General features: G+C 61.3%; 22 protein-coding genes. 12 read left to right on the top strand and 10 right to left on the bottom strand.

Going from position 1 to position 19,595, the window contains the following annotated elements; all coding sequences use genetic code 11:
- Nucleotides 1-7 precede the first annotated feature (7 nt).
- Complete coding sequence (locus RR51_RS10290) at nucleotides 8-466, top strand: MaoC family dehydratase (protein ID WP_039613420.1); 459 nt, start codon at nucleotides 8-10, stop codon at nucleotides 464-466.
- Between the two features lie 22 nt (nucleotides 467-488).
- Here RR51_RS10290 and RR51_RS10285 read toward each other — a convergent pair whose 3' ends face one another.
- Together RR51_RS10285 and RR51_RS10280 are read right to left on the bottom strand one after the other, a co-directional pair.
- Nucleotides 489-1,355, bottom strand: a complete 867-nt coding sequence (locus RR51_RS10285) for a patatin-like phospholipase family protein (RefSeq protein ID WP_039613511.1) — start codon at nucleotides 1,353-1,355, stop codon at nucleotides 489-491.
- Between the two features lie 87 nt (nucleotides 1,356-1,442).
- Nucleotides 1,443-3,230 (bottom strand): thiamine pyrophosphate-requiring protein, encoded by a 1,788-nt coding sequence (locus RR51_RS10280; RefSeq protein WP_039613419.1) that lies wholly within the window; start codon nucleotides 3,228-3,230, stop codon nucleotides 1,443-1,445.
- A 139-nt stretch (nucleotides 3,231-3,369) separates the two neighbouring features.
- Between RR51_RS10280 and RR51_RS10275 the strand changes: the two genes are divergently transcribed.
- The 10 genes from RR51_RS10275 to RR51_RS10230 all read left to right on the top strand — a co-directional run bounded on the left by RR51_RS10275 (nucleotide 3,370) and on the right by RR51_RS10230 (nucleotide 9,414).
- Complete coding sequence (locus RR51_RS10275; protein WP_039613418.1) at nucleotides 3,370-3,903, top strand: cupin domain-containing protein; 534 nt, start codon at nucleotides 3,370-3,372, stop codon at nucleotides 3,901-3,903.
- A 100-nt stretch (nucleotides 3,904-4,003) separates the two neighbouring features.
- A complete protein-coding gene (locus RR51_RS10270) occupies nucleotides 4,004-4,222 on the top strand; it encodes a hypothetical protein (RefSeq protein WP_003258752.1) in 219 nt (72 codons plus the stop codon).
- Nucleotides 4,223-4,240: 18 nt separating this feature from the next.
- A complete protein-coding gene (locus tag RR51_RS10265) occupies nucleotides 4,241-4,537 on the top strand; it encodes a hypothetical protein (protein ID WP_039613417.1) in 297 nt (98 codons plus the stop codon).
- Nucleotides 4,538-5,251, top strand: a complete 714-nt coding sequence (locus tag RR51_RS10260) for a DUF72 domain-containing protein (protein WP_039613416.1) — start codon at nucleotides 4,538-4,540, stop codon at nucleotides 5,249-5,251. It abuts the gene before it with no gap.
- Between the two features lie 112 nt (nucleotides 5,252-5,363).
- Nucleotides 5,364-5,660 (top strand): DUF6555 family protein, encoded by a 297-nt coding sequence (locus RR51_RS10255; RefSeq protein WP_024087113.1) that lies wholly within the window; start codon nucleotides 5,364-5,366, stop codon nucleotides 5,658-5,660.
- A 111-nt stretch (nucleotides 5,661-5,771) separates the two neighbouring features.
- A complete protein-coding gene (locus RR51_RS10250) occupies nucleotides 5,772-6,296 on the top strand; it encodes a hypothetical protein (protein WP_039613415.1) in 525 nt (174 codons plus the stop codon).
- Between the two features lie 241 nt (nucleotides 6,297-6,537).
- Nucleotides 6,538-7,125: a hypothetical protein gene (locus tag RR51_RS10245; protein WP_039613414.1), complete on the top strand. Its 588-nt coding sequence runs from the start codon at nucleotides 6,538-6,540 to the stop codon at nucleotides 7,123-7,125.
- Entirely contained in the window at nucleotides 7,125-7,553 is a 429-nt protein-coding gene (locus RR51_RS10240; RefSeq protein ID WP_003258743.1) for a phage holin family protein, read from the top strand. Before RR51_RS10245 ends, RR51_RS10240 begins: the two co-directional genes overlap by 1 nt.
- Nucleotides 7,550-8,356, top strand: coding sequence for a DUF3618 domain-containing protein (locus tag RR51_RS10235; RefSeq protein ID WP_023663296.1), 807 nt, complete (start codon nucleotides 7,550-7,552; stop codon nucleotides 8,354-8,356). The genes RR51_RS10240 and RR51_RS10235 overlap by 4 nt, the downstream gene beginning before the upstream one ends.
- Nucleotides 8,357-8,439: 83 nt before the next feature.
- Complete coding sequence (locus tag RR51_RS10230) at nucleotides 8,440-9,414, top strand: LysR family transcriptional regulator (RefSeq protein ID WP_082044680.1); 975 nt, start codon at nucleotides 8,440-8,442, stop codon at nucleotides 9,412-9,414.
- Between the two features lie 49 nt (nucleotides 9,415-9,463).
- On the opposite strand, the gene RR51_RS10225 is transcribed toward RR51_RS10230, so the two are convergent.
- The 3 genes from RR51_RS10225 to RR51_RS10215 all read right to left on the bottom strand — a co-directional run bounded on the left by RR51_RS10225 (nucleotide 9,464) and on the right by RR51_RS10215 (nucleotide 12,275).
- Complete coding sequence (locus RR51_RS10225; protein ID WP_039613412.1) at nucleotides 9,464-10,471, bottom strand: zinc-binding alcohol dehydrogenase family protein; 1,008 nt, start codon at nucleotides 10,469-10,471, stop codon at nucleotides 9,464-9,466.
- A gap of 221 nt (nucleotides 10,472-10,692) precedes the next feature.
- The gene (locus RR51_RS10220) at nucleotides 10,693-11,457 is read right to left on the bottom strand and encodes an SDR family oxidoreductase (RefSeq protein WP_015270282.1); all 765 of its coding nucleotides are present in this window, start codon (nucleotides 11,455-11,457) and stop codon (nucleotides 10,693-10,695) included.
- Between the two features lie 20 nt (nucleotides 11,458-11,477).
- Nucleotides 11,478-12,275, bottom strand: coding sequence for an SDR family NAD(P)-dependent oxidoreductase (locus RR51_RS10215; RefSeq protein ID WP_015270283.1), 798 nt, complete (start codon nucleotides 12,273-12,275; stop codon nucleotides 11,478-11,480).
- 106 nt (nucleotides 12,276-12,381) lie between these two features.
- Between RR51_RS10215 and RR51_RS10210 the strand changes: the two genes are divergently transcribed.
- On the top strand, nucleotides 12,382-13,335 hold the full coding sequence (locus tag RR51_RS10210; RefSeq protein WP_039613411.1) for a GlxA family transcriptional regulator: 954 nt from the start codon (nucleotides 12,382-12,384) through the stop codon (nucleotides 13,333-13,335).
- Nucleotides 13,336-13,380: 45 nt separating this feature from the next.
- Here the strand turns inward: RR51_RS10210 and RR51_RS10205 are convergent, their stop codons facing one another.
- From RR51_RS10205 to RR51_RS10185, 5 genes are all read right to left on the bottom strand, one after another.
- The gene (locus RR51_RS10205; RefSeq protein WP_024087115.1) at nucleotides 13,381-13,758 is read right to left on the bottom strand and encodes an NUDIX domain-containing protein; all 378 of its coding nucleotides are present in this window, start codon (nucleotides 13,756-13,758) and stop codon (nucleotides 13,381-13,383) included.
- Nucleotides 13,759-13,824: 66 nt separating this feature from the next.
- Nucleotides 13,825-14,139: a hypothetical protein gene (locus tag RR51_RS10200; protein ID WP_039613410.1), complete on the bottom strand. Its 315-nt coding sequence runs from the start codon at nucleotides 14,137-14,139 to the stop codon at nucleotides 13,825-13,827.
- Between the two features lie 212 nt (nucleotides 14,140-14,351).
- Entirely contained in the window at nucleotides 14,352-15,956 is a 1,605-nt protein-coding gene (locus tag RR51_RS10195) for a hypothetical protein (RefSeq protein WP_039613409.1), read from the bottom strand.
- 79 nt (nucleotides 15,957-16,035) lie between these two features.
- Nucleotides 16,036-17,772: a hypothetical protein gene (locus RR51_RS10190; RefSeq protein WP_039613408.1), complete on the bottom strand. Its 1,737-nt coding sequence runs from the start codon at nucleotides 17,770-17,772 to the stop codon at nucleotides 16,036-16,038.
- Nucleotides 17,769-19,595: a tyrosinase family protein gene (locus tag RR51_RS10185; protein ID WP_177328653.1), complete on the bottom strand. Its 1,827-nt coding sequence runs from the start codon at nucleotides 19,593-19,595 to the stop codon at nucleotides 17,769-17,771. Before RR51_RS10185 ends, RR51_RS10190 begins: the two co-directional genes overlap by 4 nt.

Here is a 19,595-nt window from a genome sequence, read left to right as displayed (position 1 = left end):
GTAACTCATGGCTTCTGCACCTGAAAGGCTCTTTTTCGAGGACTTGCAAGTAGGTGAGTCCTTCATGAGCGGCTCGTATGAAATGACCCAGGAGCGGATCCTGAGTTTCGCCTCGGAGTTCGACCCCCAGCCATTCCATACGGACCCCGATGCTGCCCAGGAAACCTTTTTTGCTGGGCTGGCTGCTAGCGGCTGGCATACCTGCGCAGTCACGATGCGGTTGTTGGTAGAGAGTGTTCCAGTGGCTGGAGGGCTCATCGGCGCCGGCAGCGAAATCAGCTGGCCAAGGGCCGTGCGACCAGGTGACCTGTTGCGAGTGACCACAACCATAAGGGAGCTTGCCGCGTCGAAGTCGAAGCCTGACCGGGGCTTCGCTGTCCTTGAGAGCATCACGCTCAATCAGGACGATGCCGTATGCCAAACCACTGTTTCAAGGGTATTGGTGTTTCGCCGGGCAGATGCGTAAGGCCCCGAACTGTCCACATCATTCAATACTCATGGGCATGCGAGTGAACGGTCAGGGCACCCGGCACCTTGGTCCGTTCGAGCCCGCCGTGGTCCAGCCACCGAAGCGTCTGCTCATAGGCCCGCTCCAGCAATGACTCGGTCTGGTCGAAGTTGAATACCGAGACATCGACCGGGCACAAGGGCGGGACGATATGCAGGCTGGTGAGCGTGCGGAAGTGTTCGATGTCACTCACAAGCTGGCGCATGCTCATCAGGTTGACAGTGTGCAAGGCCAAGGCGACAAGGCCGCGGGGCGGTTGAGTCAAGGCGCAGCTGAGCCCGGTGGGGATTACCACGACATTGCTGGCGCCCAGCGCTACGGCTGTCGAAATAGGCGTGTTGCTTGCCACACCGCCATCCACCAGGAACTGGCCGCCGATCTGCACGCAAGGGAACACCAGCGGGATCGCGGCGCTGGCCAGTAGCGCCTGCTCGAGTTCGCCATTGCACAGCACTGTCTCGGCACCACTTAGCAGGTCGGTGGTGACGATATGCAGGGGCAGTTTCGCATCCTCGATGCGATGGATCGGTAGCGCCTTGCCAAGCAATCGGTGCAAGGCCGCTGGCTGCAGAAGGAAACCACGCCGTTTGAGCAGGCCTCGGCAGGTATCGAGCCAGGACAGGGGGAAGATGTCGGTTCTGCTCAGGCCTCGCCAGAATTCGGCGAGTGTCTCGACACCCTGAGCGTTGGGCCTCGCTGCAAAGTAGGCACCGTTGATGGCGCCTACCGAGGCGCCAACCACCATGTCGAACTGGACTTCGGCTTCGACGAGGGCCCGCAGCATCCCCACCTGGACCGCACCCAGACTGCCGCCGCCAGCGAACACGATTGCGGTTTGCGTAGGCATGATTGCTGTCTCTGCGCAGACGTGTGTCGACTGAGTGTAGTTGGCCGGGTGCCGGCGGGGCTTGTTGCTGCCAGTGCCGCCCACCTATCATTTCTTGCCCGGCAATACCGAACCGAGAACTTGCCTGGCCGTCTGCACGATGACCCCAGCCTGGTCCGGGTCGCCCTTGATCAGGCTGCTGGCGAACTTCTTTGCCTGTTCAAGCTTGATGTGCGGCGGCAAGGGAGGAACGTCCGGATCGGTCTTGAACTCGATCAACACCGGTCGGTCAGCCGCCAGGGCTCGCTCCCAGGCGCCAGCAATGTCTTCTTCGCGTTCCACATAGATGCCTTGCAAGCCGATGGAGATGGCGAACAGATGGTAGGGAACATCAGGAATCGCCTGTGAGGCCTCGAACTTGGGGTCGCCCTCCATTACCCGTTGTTCCCAGGTCACCTGGTTGAGGTCTTCGTTGTTGAACACCGCGCAGATCCACTGGGGGTTTTCCCACTGGCGCCAGTACTTGGCGACGGTGATCAGCTCGGCCAGATTGTTCATCTGCATCGCCCCGTCACCCACCAATGCCACCACGCTGCGCTGCGGATGGGCGAACTTGGCGGCGATGGCATAGGGTACCGCCGCGCCCATGCTGGCCAGGCCGCCGGACAACGAGCACTGCATGCCCTGGCGTATCTGCAGGTCGCGGGCAAACCAGTTGGCGCAGGACCCGGAGTCGCTGGTGACGATGGCGTGGTCGGGCAGGCGAGGGGAGAGTTCGTGCACCACGCGCTGGGGGTTGATCGGGTCGGCCTTGACCAAGGCGCGTTTCTGCAGGGTCTTGTCCCAGTCTGCGCGCCAGCCTTCGACCTTGTTGCGCCAACGGCGCTCGGTCTTGTGTTCGAGCAATGGCAGCAGTGCCCGCAGCGTTTCGCTGGCGTCGCCGACCAGGTTGACCTCCATGGGGTAGCGCAGACTGAGCATGTCTGGCTGCAAATCGATCTGCACGCCACGGGCCTGGCCTTCCTCAGGCAGGAATTCGGCGTAGGGGAAACCAGAGCCGATCATTAGCAAGGTGTCGCATTCGCTCATCAACCGATAACTCGGTTCGGTACCTAGCAGCCCGATGGCGCCGGTGACCCAGGGCAGGTCGTCTGGCACTACGGCCTTGCCCAGCAGCGCCTTGGCCACGCCTGCACCAAGCGTTTCAGCTACCGCGATCACCTGTTCGGTGGCTTGCAGTGCACCGGCACCGACCAGGATCGCCACTTTTCGTCCGGCGTTGAGTACCTCGGCGGCACGTTGCAGGTCCTGCTCGAAAGGCACCACCCTGGGCCTGCTGTAGCCGATGCCGGAATGCACCGTGCCATGGGCTTTCGGTGGTTCGTGGTAGGGCAGGTCCTGCAGGTCGTTGGGCAGGATGATGGCGGTGACCCGGCGTTCGCCGACGGCGGTACGTACAGCGCGATCGAGCAAGTGGCGCACCTGTTCCGGGGTCGAAGCCTGCTGGACGAAGGCACCTGCGACGTCCTTGAACATCGACAGCAGGTCCAGCTCCTGCTGGTAATGCCCGCCAAGCGCTGCTCGCGCCTGCTGACCGACGATGGCCAGCACCGGCTGGTGATCCATGCGCGCGTCATACAGGCCGGTAAGCAGATGTGAAGCGCCGGGGCCGGAGGTGGCAATGCACACGCCCAATTCGCCGGTGAACTTGGCATGGGCGCTGGCCATGAAGGCTGCCATTTCCTCGTGGCGTGTCTGGATGAACTGGATCTTGCCCTCGGCCCGGCTCAACGCCCCGAATACTCCGTTGATGCCGTCGCCGGGGTAACCGAAGATGCGCCGCACCCCCCATTGATACAAGCGTTCCACCAGAAAGTCGCCTACCGTGCTGGTCATTGCCTTCTCCCGTCCTGTGACCGATAGGGGTCTGGACTTGGCTCGGATCGGGAAAGTTTCAAGCGTGTGCGCACTGGTCTACCGACTGGAACCTTGCATGAGCCATCGGGTTCGCAAGTGAACGGACAACAGGATCAGGATGCTCGACATGAATGCCACAGACACTGCGGGTGCCACCGTGCAGACCTTGTATTTCAAGGACGACGGTGCAACACCGAACAGCCGTTTCCCGGTATTGCTGTACCGTTTGCAACTCAACCCGTCGCAAGACTGCGCCAGTGCCTTCGAGGCGCTGTTTACCGCACACCAGTGGGTGCCGCTGTGGCGCGGCGGGATCTTCGATTACCATCACTTTCACCCCAATGCTCATGAAGTTCTGGGCATCGCATGCGGCCGGGCGCGGGTGACGCTGGGCGGCGAAGCGGGGCAGACCATAAGCGTGAAATGCGGCGACGTACTGGTACTGCCGGCAGGAACTGGCCATCGCTGCGTCGAGAGCAGCGATGATTTTCTGGTGGTCGGCGCCTATCCCAAGGGGCAGGAAAACTACGATATCCAGCGGCCAGAAAGCGCAGCGCACCAGCAGGCGCTGGCGCGAATCGCTTCCGTGCCCGCCCCCGCACAAGACCCGGTCAACGGCACGCGTGGTGTCCTGATGGCGGCCTGGCGCTGAGTGCCTGAGCCGGTCGTCGTCGCTGCTGAACGGCTGCACTCAAGCCGGGATCAATCGAGCTGAGTCGCCCGATTTCACTCAGCCAGCAGGAGTTACAGCGATGGCCAAGTACCTGTACCTGATCAGCTACATCCTCGACAACCAACCCGGCACCTGCGAGTTGCGCAGCGACCAGGAGGATCTGAGCCGCGAAGCGGCGCGCGATTACCTGCAAGGCATGCACCGCAACGAAGCGTCATCTTTCACTGACGTGCAGGTGCAGCGTCTGGAGCACGACCATGAGCCAGGCACATCGCCGGGGCATTATCAGCAGCCATGAAAAGGTGAGGGCTGGCAGATGAAAAGAAGAGGTGAAACCTATAGAAAGTGGTGCGACCCGATCCTGCACCATCAAATCCATGAGGAAACGCTGGGCACCGGCACTTGCCTGGAAGTGCAGACGCGCTTGTCACGCACAGGCGCCACGCAGTTGTTCATTGGTGTCTATCGCACCGACGGTTCGGTGCTATACGAACGGATCTACGACCAGCGCGCAGGGGAAACCATGAGGCGGGCGCTGCTGTGGGGTGTTGGGTATGCCCGGCGCGTCGCGGGTGAGGGCGAGGCGTTGCGTGGCGAACCAGCAGGTAGTTGAATGATTCATCTGGGTTGCGCTGGCTGGAGCCTGTCGAGCCGTTACGTCGAGGCATTTGCGCAGCCCGGCAGCCACCTGCAACGCTACGCCAGCCGCTTCAATGCGGTGGAAATCAACAGCTCCTTCTACCGACCCCATCGCCCCGAAACCTACGCCCGTTGGGCTGCGTCCGTACCAGAGCATTTCCGCTTTGCGGTGAAGGTGCCAAAGGCCATCAGCCATGAGCAGCGGCTCTGCGGGTGCGAGGAGGCGCTGGACAGGTTTCTTGCTCAATGCGGGCAGTTGGGCGACCGCCTGGGTTGCCTGCTGGTACAACTGCCGCCATCGCTTGGCCATGACCCCCAGCATGCGCGACGTTTCTTCGAAAGCCTGCGGCAACGGTATGACGGGCCGGTAGCGCTGGAGCCCAGGCACGCCAGCTGGCAATCGGCGCAGCCGATGCTGGTCGATTTGCGTATCGCCCAGGTTGCCGCGAGCCCGTCGCGCTTCGTTACCGATGCGCAACCGGGAGGTTGGCCGGGGCTGGTCTACTGGCGCCTGCATGGTGAACCGAGGATCTACCACAGCGAGTATCCCGACGAATATCTGCAGCGTCTGGCTGAACGCTTGCAGCACAGCCTTGCCGCCGGCGTGCCCACCTGGTGCATTTTCGACAACACCGCCTCCGGTGCTGCGATAGCCAATGCACTGGCTCTGGAGCGGCATTTGCGCTGAGGAAGTGATGGAAGCATGGCGATGGAAAAGAGCGATGACCAACCAGTCAAAATTAATGAATCTTTTTACACGTTGCTCGCTCCATTAGTCTGAATTGGTGAAGGAGAGTGCAATGGCTGGACAGCAGTTGTATGTGATCGAGTACGAGCTACATGGGGAATTTCGCACCTTCATCATCCGGCTCGAGCGTATGGACAACGCCGAAGCCTGGCACTGGGCAAGTTGCGATGCCGGCGTGGGTATCATTCCACGGTTCGGCCAGCACAAGATCAAGAAGGTCAGCCGGCCGATGGCTGAGCGCTACGGCATCAACAATGTGCGCTGGCGGGTATCGGGCGACGGGCCGGAGTTCGTCGCACCGACCATTGATGTAAAGAAGTTCTCCAATAGCGGTACCGGCAATACCTGAAGCTTGTTGTGCGCAAGCCCTGCCTGAAATCTTCAGGCAGGCTTGCGCTCATGGGTTCGCTTCTCAAGTTTCGAGACACGATCATCCTCACTTTCTTTCAGGAGCCAGCACGTGCCGCGAATCATCACTCCCGCCACCCCTGAACACGAAATCAGTGAGCAGAACGCCCGCATGTTCGGTTCGCCGAAAGAGCGCCTGGATTTCTACCGCTGTGAAATCCAGTACGAGACCAGCATCCTCGCCAACCGCACAGACGCCTATCTTGCCGCGCAGTCGTTTCTGGTGATCGCCTTCGTATCGTCGATGGGTAACCTCAACCAGAGCTGGGGCGAGATGTTCACGCTGGTGGTTCCGCCGTTTCTTGCCTTGCTGGGCGTATTGAGTTCACTCAATGCCTGGCCGGGTATTCGCGCGGCCTACAAGATCATCGAGCATTGGCAAGTGAAACAGAGCCACCTGCTGCGCAGCGAGCCGTTGATGGGGCTGGCGTATGACGAATCGCCATTGTTCAGTGAGGCGGAAATTTCAGAGGCCGGGCACCGCAAGTCGTTGTTGTTTTCGCTGCGTACGCCTTGGATATTCCTGGTCTTCTGGATGATTCTCGGTATCTACGCGGTCTTCATCCAGCTGGCGTGAGCAGCACAGCCGCACCCCGTTACAAGGCGGTGCTGCGATGGTTGTCAACGCTGATTACCGCCACATGCAAAGCCTTTGCTCCGGTACCAGCAACCAAGATTGATTGCGCTATTTTCTTTGGTCCTCCGGACAAATGTCATAGATCACAAACGCTGAACTCCTGCCGCCTCACCTGCGTCCCTCGAATGAATGCCCCAATAAAAGTGGCACTCACCCAACATTCAGCTTCGAGGGCGAAACGATGGACAAGACCAATCAAAGTTCGACATCTCCACCCGGTAGCACCCAGGAGCATGCCTTTATCGATGACGCCGGTGCGCTGCTTGGCGAGGCCAGGCACAAAGGCAGCGAGCAGTTCGAACATTACCGCGATAACGCAGCCGATCAGCTTGATTCGCTCGAGGAAGGTGCGCGTTCGGCGGCAGCTGCACTGCAAGGCAAGGAGAGTCTCGGGCTGTCGCAGTACCTGAACCAGGCAGCAGAGTGCGTGGGTGAGTTTGCCGAACAGGTACGCCATGAAAGTGCCGAAAGCCTGCTGCAGCGTGGTGCTCAGTTGGCCAGGAGCAACCCGGCGCTATTCCTGGCCGGTAGCGTCGCCATCGGGTTTGCCGTATCGCGTTTCATGCGAGCCAGCACCAGCCATGAGTCCACCACCCCTACGTCGTCCGGTGATTGGCAACAGTCCCACCCCGCGCAGCCAGTGCCTGATCGTGGTAGCGACGTATCCACCCGTGAACCTTTCACCCCAGTCGACCCAGTCGGCCCTGGTGCAGGCACGCCGGTCAGTGGCAGCCCGTTCGAACGCGATCCACTCAAAGGAGGTGAATGATGAACAAAGAACCCTTGCATACCACCCCGAGCTTGCATACGGCGGAAGACGACGCCGTCGGTGTTGGCGGTTTGTTGCGCCAGCTGATGCGGGAAGTACCAGACCTGTTCACCAAGGAGCTGGCGCTGGCCAAGGCAGAGCTGCAGCAGAACCTCGCCACCCTCAAGGCCGGCACGGCTGCGGTGGCAGCGGGTGCGATCGTGATGCTGGCGGGCTTCGTCATCCTGTTGCTGGCGGCAGTCTACGCCTTGGCGATGGTGCTCGAACCCTGGCTGGCAGCCCTGATCGTGGGCGCGGTCACCTTGGTAATCGGGTTCATCATGTTGCAGTCGGGCAAGAAACGGTTCGAACCCACGCATCTGGCCCCTGATCGCACCTTGCATGCCATGCAGCAGGACAAGGACACGCTGAAGAGGAAACTGCCATGACCACTTCCTTCGAACATGAAGCGCACAAAGACCCGGACTTGCTCGAGCAGGAAATCAACGCCAAGCGCGAGCACATCAGCGATCTGGTGGACGCCCTCGAACAGCGCCTGAGCCCGGGCCAGATGGTCGACCGGGTCCTGGCCTATGCCAAGGGCAATGGCGGCGAGTTCTTCGAGAACCTTGGCACCACCCTCAAGAACAACCCCGTACCCGCAACCCTGACGGTATTGGGCCTGGCCTGGCTGGGCCTGAACCAGAACCGCCCCTTCAACCCCGGGCCTGCGCACCACGGGCCTGGGTTGGGCGAAAAGCTCGGCGACGCGGTGGACACGGTGAAGGGCGCTTTCGCGCAGGCGGGGGAGGCAGTGCACGACGCCAGCCAGAAGGTGCGCATGAAAGCCCATGACATGCGCGATCGGGCCAGCGACCTTGGCAGCGGCGCCCGCGACTCCGTGGGGGCTTCGGCGGATACCTTGCGCCATTCGGCACATAAGGCCGCAGATCAGGCCACGGCACTGAAGGGCCAGTTCGATCACCTGCTTCAGGAGCAACCTCTGGTATTGGCCGCTTTGGGCATAGCGCTGGGTGCGGCATTGGGGGCCGCATTACCCACTACCCGCAAGGAAGACCAGCTGATGGGCGCCAGCAGTGATCGTTTGACCGACACACTCAAGGCCAAGGGCCGCGAGGTGAAGGCGTCGGTCGAAGAGTCGTTCGATCAGGTGGGTGGTAAAGCGTCTACACAGGCAGAGCGCAAGCCCGGAAACTCCGACCTTTCCTCAGGGTTGGGCTTCAATTCCTGATCCCGTGGGATGTGCGTCGCCGGCCCCTCTGCCTGCGCAGAGGGCTGGCGGCTCATCACGAATGTTGTAGACCCAGGCTGGGAATGGCTGCGCAATGTCGCTACGCTTTGGCCCACGCGCCAGGTCAAGAATTCGCCACAGTGAAGAAAACAGTTCGGTTTGATGATCTTCAGGTCTTCGTCACAACAGCCTTTGCCGGCAGCTTCTCGGCAGCGGCCAGGTTGTTGGATATTTCACCGGCCTTGGCCAGCGGGGCTGTCCAGCGACTGGAAAGCAGCCTGGGTGCCAGGTTGTTCGTGCGCTCCACGAGGCGTTTGCGGCTCTCGGATGATGGCGAGCGATATCTGCCCCATGCCCGTCAGGCCTTGGACGCACTGGACGCCGGTGAGGTGGCGCTGACCGAAGGGCGAGATGAGATCGCGGGTACACTTCGCCTGTCCATCCCTTCGGATATTGGCAGGAATCTGCTGCTGCCCTGGCTCGACGATTTCCAGCGGTTGTACCCCAAGGTGACGCTGCAACTGCGGGTCAGCGATCAGGTGGCCGACCTTGTCGGCCAGCAACTGGATGCGAGTATCAGGTATGGGCAACTGGCAGACTCCAGCCTCGTTGCACTGATGCTCGCCCCAGGGAATCGCAGAACGGTCTGCGCCTCACCTCAATACTTGTCACGACATGGGGCGCCAGACGCTCTGGAAGACCTGGGCAGGCATAATTGCCTGCGCTATGTGATGGGCGAGCAGACTTACGAGCGATGGAGCTTCCATTTGCCCGATGGAATCAAGACCGTCCAGGTTACAGGCGACCGCTTGAGCGATGACGCCGATGTCGTTCGGCGCTGGGGTGTTGAAGGATTGGGGATCGTTTACAAATCCAGGCTGGACGTTCTGGCGGACATACGCGCTGGGCGGCTGGTCGAGTTGTTTCCTCGGGATTACGGCCAACCTGCGCCGTTGCAACTGGTGTGCGCTCATCGAACCTCGCTCACACCTGCTGTGCAGGTGCTCAGAGCGTTTCTGGCGGAGCGTTTCGAGCAGCTCATCGCTGCTGATGGATAAGCTGACGGGGCTCATGGCCCCGCCTTGGTTACCTTGACTGGATGAATGCTCAGAAGCCTTCCAGGACAATCTTGCCTTTTGCCTTGCCGCTTTCGATCAGGGCATGGGCGCGTTTGAGGTTGCTGGCATTGATGCTGCCGAAGTGCTCGCCAACGGTGGTCTTGATGACCCCTTCGTCGACCAGCGTCGAGACTTTTTCCAGCAGATGGTGCTGCTTGATCATGTCCTCGGTCTGGTACAGCGAGCGTGTGAACATGAGCTCCCAGTGCACCGACAGCGATTTGCGCTTGAACGGCACGACATCAAGATGCTCAGGGTCATCGATCAGCGCGAGCTTGCCCTGTGGGCGCAGGACTTCGACGATCTGCGCGAGGTACGCATCGGTGTGAGTCAGGCTGATCACGTAATCCACTGGGTTGAGCTGGAGTTGCTCCAGTTGCAGGGCAAAGGATGCCGAATGGTCGATGACGTGATGTGCCCCGAGTTCGCTGACCCAGGCCTGGGTTTCAGGCCGCGACGCGGTACCGATCACCTTGAGCTGGGTACGCTTGCGTGCAAGCTGTACCAGGATCGAACCAACCCCGCCGCCGGCACCGATGATCAGCAGGCTCTTGCCAGCGCCGCCATTTTCCTCAACACCCAGGCGGTCGAACAGCAGCTCCCAGGCGGTGATGGACGTCAGCGGCAAGGCTGCGGCACTGGCATTGTCCAGAGTACGAGGCTTGTGCCCGACGATGCGTTCGTCGACCAGGTGAAACTCGCTGTAAGTGCCCGGGCGGTCGATCGCGCCGGCGTAGAACACTTCGTCGCCAGGCTGGAACAACGACACCTCGGCGCCGACCTCGCGAACGACGCCCACGGCATCCCATCCCAACACCTGGGGATGGGCGCCGCCGCGGCTGGCTCTGACCTTGGTATCGACCGGGTTTACTGCGATAGCTTTGACTTCCACCAACAGGTCCCTGGCGCCGGGCGTGGGTTTGGGCAGTTCGTGCTCGTACAACGATCGGGAATCCTGGATCGGGAGGCCGGGGGTGTCGTAGACGATTGCTTTCATTGGGATGTGACCTTTCAGGTAAACAGTGGTAACAGGCTAATCGTGTCGGCCCCCCTGAAAAACCGGGCTATTGCCGGAACACTTTCCGCGTTTCGCTGAAAATCGGCTAGCTGCCGCCCGGGTTGAAAGGGCTCCCTTGGACCGGGCGGCAGCAATCGGCAGCCTTGTGGTGGAACGTTGCCAACAGACTGCGCAACGTTGTCGGGATTCGGGAATTGGGTTCAGGCAACAGGGATCGGGTTCTCAACCAGCGCCAGGTTGAACTGGTGAATCAGTTCGTGTTCGTTCAGGCCCTGGTTGGCTCGCAGCGGGACGACACGATCCACCAGGACTTCCGTGGTTGCGGATTCGAGCTTGACCAAGGTTTCCTGGATAAAATCATCCAGCGGCATGGCACGCTCATCACCGCTCTTGTGAATCAGATCGGTGTCCACCCAAGGTGGCGCAATTTCCAGTACCTTGACGCTGGTGTCACGCAGGCTGAACCGCTGCGACAGTGAGTAGGAGTGGATGGCAGCCTTGGTCGCCGAATACAAAGCGGTGGCCGCCAGCGGCAGGTAGGCCAGAACCGAACTGTTGTTGATGATGCAAGCATCCGGTTGGCGCTTGAGGTGCTCGACGAAGGCTGCGCTGACGCGCACCGGGCCGAGCAGGTTGGTCTGCAGCAAGCTCACTGCTTGTTCGTCGTCGAGGTCCCCGGAAGCCGGATTGTCGAACGGCATGACGCCGGCATTGTTGATGATCACGTTCAATGCAGGATGGCGGCGGATCACATCCTGGGCCACCTCCTTGATCTGCTGCGGATCATTGATGTCCAGGCGCACTGTATCGATCCCCGGGTTGGCCTGGGCGATTTCATCCAACAGTGCCTGACGGCGCCCCGCAACGATCACTTTATTGCCACGTTGGTGGAATGCCTCGGCCAGGGCGCGGCCGATGCCTGAGGTACCGCCGGTAATGAAAATGGTGTTTGCGCTAAGTTTCATGATCCGTCTCCTTGCATTGTTCAGTTGGCGTTGTAGCGAGGGGCAAGCTGATTGCTGGACAACTGGCCGAACAGGGCTTGCCGGCTGGCCTCGTAGCGTTCGAAGGACTTCAGGTCATGCATCGAGGGGATAGAGATCAGTACCTCGTCGTCAAAGTCCTGCAGGGCACCGTCCACCAGGTCCTGGGCTGACATCACGATGCCCGGATCGAGGTTTTCGACCGGCAAGCCGCCGATCTGCCAGAAGTCGGTGGCGGTGGCTCCTGGCAGCACTGCCTGGATCCTTATGCCTTTGTCCGCAAGCTCTTTGTGCAGGGACTGGGTAAAGGCGGTGACATACGCCTTGCTGCCCCCGTACACACCATTGAGCAGCTCCGGCGCCAGGCTGACAACGGACGAGATGTTGATCACGGCGCCTTGTGCACGGGCGACAAATCCGGGGATGGCCGCGTAGGTGAGGCGGGTGAGGGCGGTGACGTTGAGGGTGATCATTTCAGCCATGCGCTCGACATCACTTTCCAGCAGGCTGGTGTGGGTGCCTATGCCTGCGTTGTTCACCAACAGGCTGATACTGGCGTCCTCGCGCAATTTGCGTTCTACCTTGGCCAGGTCATCCGTGTTTGCCAGGTCTGCCGGAAACACCTCCACGTTCTGCCGGGTTTCCGTAGTCAGCCGGCTGGCCAACGTATTGAGGCGCTCCCGGTTGCGGGCCACCAGCACCAGGTCGTAACCCCGACGCGCCAAGCGTTCTGCGTAGATCGAACCGATGCCGGTAGAGGCGCCAGTGATGAGGGCAGTGCCTTTGAATTGCTGCTTCATGGTCATGCTCCGTTGTTGGATGTGGAGCCCATGATGCAGAAGGTCGCCTTTGTCTTAAACGACACATATGGTACGTTTTCAGGACATCCAATGTGGAGCTCCAACCATGCACCGGGTCGGCTATCTCATCACCGAAGGTTTCCAGATCATGTCGCTGGCGACGCAGGCCGTGTTCGAGTTCGCGAACATTGTCGCGGGCGAAACGGTTTACAAGATCCAGAATTTTTCCATCGGCGGCGGCACGGTGCGTTCTTCCCTGGGCATGTACATGGACACGCTGCCGTTGGGCGCTCCTGGTCTGGCTGATACCTGGATGATCACGGGAACCCTGACGCCGCTGACTCCGCCAGGCGAGGAAGTGCTGGCAAGCGTCAGAGGCTTTGTCGATGGCGCTCGACGCACTGCCGGTCTGTGCACCGGCTGTTTCGTGTTGGCCCAGGCAGGCGTGCTGGACAACCGGCGGGCCACGACACATTGGGCCTATGCGAAAAAGTTGCGGGAACTGCACCCGAAGATCGAAGTGGAAGAAGACCGAATCTTCATTGTGGACGGGCAGATCTGGACGTCCGCCGGGATGACCGCCGCCCTGGACATGGCACTGGGTATGGTGGAAAAAGACCTGGGAACCGAGATGGCCAGGTCAGTGGCACGCAAGCTGGTGATGCATCAGCGCCGCTCCGGAGGGCAATCGCAGCATTCCGAGTTGCTGGCGCTTTCGCCGAAGTCTGATCGGATACAAAGCGCCCTGGATTACGCGCGCAAGCATTTGAGCCGTCCATTGAGTGTCGAAGAGCTCGCCGAGTCCGTGCATTTGAGCCCCCGACAATTTACCCGCGTTTTCACTGCCGAGACAGGTCAGTCACCCGCCAAGGCTGTGGAAAGCCTGCGTCTTGAGGCTGCCCGCCTGATGATCGAGCAGAGTCGCCACAGCCTGGATGTGGTGGCGAAGGAAACCGGGTTCAGGGACCGTCGGCACATGCGGGAGGTGTTCATTCGTGGTTTTGGTGTCCCGCCTCAAGCCGTGCGAAGAGATGCCCGGCGGGTCGTATTGGTTGAATGACAACGCACGCAGCCCGGTGGATGTGCGCTTTCTTGCTCTGATCCACTACACAGGAAGCAGGTGCTCTCGTTCAAGCAACTCGATGTTGGACGGCTTGACCCGAACTTCGTGAAGCTCTGGGGCAGTGAACCAGCGGCACTCGACTATCTCGTGATCTGCAGCAGGCTTTGCTCCCGCTTCCACAGGCAGCTGATAGAGGTAGTGCTCCTCACCTGCGAGCACGTAATGGTTGAGGAATCGAGCACCATTGAAGGGTAGGCAAGTTTCCTCCATCAGCTCGCGCTGCGCTGTATCCAGGTGATGCTCGCCTGGGTCAATTTTCCCGCCTGGCAACGCCCATTCAGCGCCTTGCTTGCGCACGAAAAGGATGCGTCCTGCTTGCAGGCAAATGACAGTCGAGTGTCGTTCTCGGGCGTTGTTCATCATGCCCCTCCCGGACCATGGAGGTGGCATCAGGGCAGCAATCACCCTGATGCCAGCTGCTGATTATCAGCGCTCTTTATCCCACTTCTGCTGATCATCTGCCTGGTTTTGCTGACCACCCATGCGGTCCTTGTCTTGCATGTTCTGGTTCTGCTTGTCGGTTGTACCCTGGCCGCCCTGGCTGCCCGTATCACGGGAACGTTCCCAGTCCTTGTTCATCTTGTCCTCAGGTTTTTGGCCGGATTGGCTGCCACCTTGCTGCTGACCGGGCATCCGCCCCCCCGAACCTTGGCCGCCTTGCTGGCCAGCTCCGGCAGTATTGTTGCCCATGCTGGTGTCAGCATTGCCCTGGTTGCCACCTTTGTCTTGATTGTTTGCCATGATCGCTTACCTCGGGTCAGACACAGGAAGATCTGTGTGTACTGTTATGACCGAGGCCCGTTCGCGCGGTATGCAAGGAATATCTGGCTAGCTGACTAAACGCATGAATTTCAGGGGTACGAGATTTTGGTGTGTGAACAGGAAGGTGCCTGAAGGGCAGCGCCATCTGTGAATCCCTGTTCGGGGCGATCGGTGATCGCCCCTTTTACGGTTCAGGGGCGGTCCTTGAGGGTTTCGAAGGCTTTGACGCTTTTGATCAGGCTTTTGTTGCTGGCGGAGCCGGCACTGTTGAACAGGAAAGAGAAATCCGAGGCCAATGACGGGCTGCCGGCAATCGTCGCGTACTGATGGCACTGATTGCAGTCATCACCCTGCACGTAGGTCTCCATGGTGGTGTTGGCCACCGGCACGTTGCCCTGGCTGATGAACGGCCCGTACGACAGCGGCACTTGCGCGTTGGCGCCCGGTTCCGGGCTGGGCGGATTGGGGGCGAGGGTCCAGAGTACGTTGATCAGCTTGTAGTACTGAAACACCGACTTGCCTTGGCTGTGCTGCGCGAAGTTGGCTTGTACCGCGCTGTTGAGGGCTTGCAGGTCGCCGGGCACGGGGTGTACGCGGGTGGTCTGTACCGGCTGGTCGCGTGGGAAGAGATCGGTGCAGTCCTTGTCGGGATGCGTTTGCTTGCACTGGATACGGGCTTGGTTCGGTGTGCACTCGGGGCCGTCGCCACAGTCAGGGTTGTTGAAGGCGAACCCGTTCGGCGGGGTTTGTTGCGGCGGGACCTGGGCCGGTTCGGGCACGTTGTCCACCTGCTCGAAGGTGGTCCAGATGAAGTTGGGCGAAGCCTGGGTCTTGTTGATGATATGCAGGCCCACCAGCCCCACCACCTCCTGGGTGCACTCCAGCGTGTCGGGGCGTTTGAGCCAGGCGACGGTAGTCAGGTAGCGCCCGAACAGCTCGGGTTTGCCGGTCAGCACCCGCCAGGCGGCCTTGAGCTCGATCGCGCCCAGTTGCTCCTGTGGCACTGGGGAGGTCGGCAGTGAGCGCATCGGTTCGCCGATGGGCAGCGACAGGCCCTCCGGTGTCTGGCCGTCGAGGTTTTGCGCGACCTTCAACTGGTTGGCAGCATCGTAGAGCCCCTTGTCGACGATGTAGTCGAACTCGGCCTTGCCCACCTTGCGTTCGAAAAACACCAGCTTGCCCGCCTGGTCCGTCAGCCAGCCGCCGGACGCCTCCATGACCGGGTCGGGAATGGACGCAAGTGTCCCGGTCGACAGGTGGAAACCGTGCAAGGCATTGATCGCGCCTTCGGAGGTGGCGTTCATGAACTTGCGTGCGCCCACCTTGAGCGCCTCGAGGCTACCCTGGGTGCTGCAGCCGGAAGGCACCAGGGTTTGCACGCCCCAGCCGGTAGGCGTGGGTGCGCCGGGCAGGAAAATGTCGTTGGCGTCCTTGTAGCTGGCCCATACCGGGGCCACGCTCATGGGTTGACCCGGTGCGGAGGGGACCCCGAACTGCGCCAGCGTGCTTTGCATGTCGGGTTCACCCGCCAGGCTGGCGGTGGCTGGCCAACCGGGGTTCACCGGCCAGTTCAAGGCAATGAACAACTGCCAGCCAAAGCAGTTCATGAACGCCTGGCTGGTGGCATTGAAGTTGTTGACCGGCAGGAATCCCCCGCTGGCCGGGTTGAACACCAATTGCTGCTGTACACAGGTATCGGCGTCCGACAGCGTGGCCGCCGTGGCGGGTAGCGGGGTCGACAGGCACAGTAGAATGCCGCACAGCAGCGACAGAAGACTCAAGCGTGACCTGGACATCATTGCGCTCCTTGCAAGCTGTGAAGCCGCACCCGAAGGTGCGGCGGTAGAAGGGCGTAAGTGGCGTAAGTGGCGTGGCTCAGGCGCCAGGCACCAGTGCCAGGCCAGACTCCCAAGGGTGGTCTGTCGCGCTCACGTTAACGTCTTCACCCGGGTTGAGGGCACGCACTGCCACCAGGCCGGGTGCTGCGGAGGGGCTGACCGTGATGGTCAGAATGTAGGCCTGGGTGCCGCCCGAGTTGGTCTGGCCAGGAATGGCCGATGCGTCGGGCAGGTACTGGGTGACCTGCGCCGTCACCCCGGGGTTGGAGAATTGCACCCTTGCATTCTGCGCCGTGGTAGTCGGGTCGGCACCTTGCACCACCAGCACGAACTGGTTGCTGCTACCCGGTGCAAGCCAGGCGGGCAGGTCGGTGGGGGATTGCCCGTAGAACAGGTCCAGCGGCAGCAGTTGCACTGGCCAGGGTTGCAGGCCGGCCACCCGGTCCTGCACGCATGGGAATGCTTGTGGCGTGGCGCTGAGCGGCTTGACGGTGACGCTCAGGCCGACCAGCAGTTGTTGGGCGATGACCCACACATAGTTGACCTTCTGGTTGTTGATGGTGATGTCATTGATCGAGAAGCCGGCGCTTTCCGGCACCTCGAACACCGCCTGCAGGATCTGGTCGGAACCGTTGGCAGCCGACTTGGCCGTACCACGCGTGATGCGCCAGTACTGGCTCACGTCCTGGCCTTGCGGGCCCTTCCAGGCGCTGAAATCGGTGGGCTGCTGCAAGTACAGGCCAATGGGGTTGGTCAGCGACAGTCGGTTGTTCACCGCCGTGGTATTGGCCATGAAACCGATGTGCGGATCAGAGTTGCGATAGTTTTGCCCGTACTGCGCGCAGCAGATCAACGACTGGGCGTTCTGGCTGCTGCTCACCGGGCGCAGGATGGTGGCGGCGGCGGCCAGGTACACCTCGGCGCTGAGGGTATTGGGGCCGGAGGTCAGGTGCATCGCACCGCCGTACTGGCCGGGCACACAGGCCGTTCCGGCGTTCCATTTGTTGACGGTGTCATAGGCCGGCTTGCCGGTGGTGGGGTCGATGACCGGGTCGCCGGCTTTGCCGGTCGGGCAGTCGACGGTGTAGCGCAGGTACAGGTCTTCGAGTTGCACGTTCGGGTCGATGTAGTCGCGGTACAGGCCCAGTACTGCGTTCGGGTCGATGCGCCACATGGTCAGGAAGTACGCGGGGTTTTCGCAGGTGAAGGTGATCTTGCGCATGTTGCCGTTGGCATCGCGTACGATCGACCACTCGCAGTACTCGTCGAGCCAGCCCCGCGGGCCGGAAGGCGAGAACGCCGTGTACTTGCCGTTCCAGTCGATGCTCGGGCAGCGCTTGGCCGGCAGTTGCAGCACGGTACCTTGTTTGTTGGGGTCGTAGAGCATGTAGAGGGTGTTGTCGAGGGTGATCTGGCCGTGGTCGGTCAACTCCATCACCTGGTCCAGGGTCATGGCCTTGCCACCCAGCTGGGGAATGACCGCCGCACCGTTGTTGTAGAAGAACGTCCAGAGCCGGTTGGGGAAGGGCGCCCAGGTGATCGCCGGGGCGGTCACGTCGCCGAAACCTTCCACCAGCGGGTTGTAGTAACCCGAGCGGGGGGCGTCGTTCAGGCCCGACCAGGGGTTGCCGATGATCGACGATTCGGTCCAGCCGGTGAGGTTGTTGTTCCAGTCGGTTTCAAACTGCGGCAACTGGTCTTCCAGGCCCAGCTTGTTGTAATCCTTGGGGGCTTGGCCGGCGGGAGAGGTGAACTGCTTGAAGGGCGTGCTCATGTCGGTTCTCCTGATGTGCGTGAGGTGGAAGCAGAGCAGCAGCCGGCGACCGGGGGCGGGCCGGCGAGGGTCTGGCGCGGGTCGTCCCACACCAGTTGGGCGATGAAACCGGGCAAGGTCATGTATTCGTCAGGCGTCAGCACGCGGCCGCTGTCGAGGTGGGTCACCACCAGCGACAACTGCACCGCGTCGCCGCGGGCAAGGCCCAGCGCAGCGGCGTTGCGGGCCGCATTCAGTGCGCGGGACACGCCGTGGGTGATGCATCGGCCCTTGTCGTCCACCAGCCCCATGCCGATACGGCTGAAGCGCCCCACGTAATGGGGGTTGTCGGCGCTGATGTGCTGCGTGGCAGCGTCGGGCTGGTCGAGAAAGACATCGATCAGATAGGTGTCATGGGTGCAGCGCACATGATCGAACACCACCCACGGCCCGGGCCCTGCGGCGTTGCCCGCGGCAGGCCCGGCTGTTGCGCTGTGCTTGCAGCAGGCGCCGGTGGCCGCCTTGGGCGCACCGAACTGTGGGGCCACCGGCACTCCGTAGTCGTAGCCGATGTGCCGGCTGTCCTGGGCCATGTCGCCGATGGTGGTGTAGCGCCAGGCGTCGGCGCTGGTGAATGTGAGCTGCGTGGCATCGTGACCGGAGAACGGCTGGAGCAGGCACTGCGTGGTGAATTGCGCCCCGGGGTTGGCTCTGATCCAGACTTCGAGCATGCGGTCGATGTTGGCGTGGTAGGAGCAGAACACCGGGTCGAAGGCGGTGTAGGCGTTGTCGGCCATGTCGCCGCCGATCCAGCCGTGATAGTTGTCGTGGGGTTGCTCGTACAGGCCGTCGAAGTTGAGGGCACGATTGGGGTACAGGCTGTCCTTCTGGGGCGGGTCGAACACCGGGATGTTGGCCCACGGATAACCGGGCACACCCTGTGGTTGGCTGAAGGTGGTGAACTTCAGGGCATCTACCACCTGTTGCTGGAAAATCCGGCTCATGCCGAACAAACGGGTGCGCTCCGAACGCGAGTCGTCACCGTGGGTGTAGAACAACCGGTCGCGCTGCACATACCGGCAGTCCACCCCTTTGACCGCACCGCTGGCGCACACTTTCGAACAACCATCCTTGGCGGCCGCGTAGCGCAAGGGGTTGGGCCGGGTTTCGCCGGTGTGCGGGTGCACATAGGTTTCATCGAGAAAAGCCTGGGGCAGGCCGGCCTGTGGGCTGCCGTCGACGCTGGCGTCTTCGGCCATCCAGTCCCAATAGGGAATGGCACAGTCGATCAGTTGTTCCAGATACAACAGGTAGGCCCGGTGCCAGAGGGCAAACGCCTCCTGATAATGCAGGCACCAGTTGGTGTGGATGTAGGCGTAACGTTGCCAGGGCGAACCACTGTCGGGGTCGCCCACCTGCATTACATCGTCCAGGCGGGCGCGGTACAGGTTCAGTTCCTCAAGGGTCAGGGCGCGGATGTCCTTTCTCACCCGCCTGACCGATTGGGGCAGGTCCGGTGGTGGGATGCGTTCGGCCAGGTCGAAGGGAGAATCGGCGTTCAGGCGCCAGCCCTGGTTGACCCACAACCTGAAGGTTTCCAGCGCATCGATCGGCCAGAACTGTTGCTGGTCGAGGGTCAGCGGCATGTTGCGCGAGGCCAGGTGCTGGTAGATGGTTTCTGACCAGGTTTTGACCGAGTCCGGGTCGTCCAGGTAGACGAAATAGGCGTTCATGCACCCGGTCCAGGAGGCTGCCACGGCCGCGCGCTGCGCAGCAGGAATCCAGTAGGGAGCGGTAAAAAGGCCGTGGATGTCCGCGGTCCATGTCGGTTTCGCGATGATCAT

The organism is Pseudomonas sp. C5pp (assembly GCF_000814065.1).
GTDB classification, from domain to species: domain Bacteria; phylum Pseudomonadota; class Gammaproteobacteria; order Pseudomonadales; family Pseudomonadaceae; genus Aquipseudomonas; species Aquipseudomonas asiatica.
Note: the sequence above shows the minus strand (reverse complement) of the source record. Positions and strands in the feature narration are given on the sequence as shown.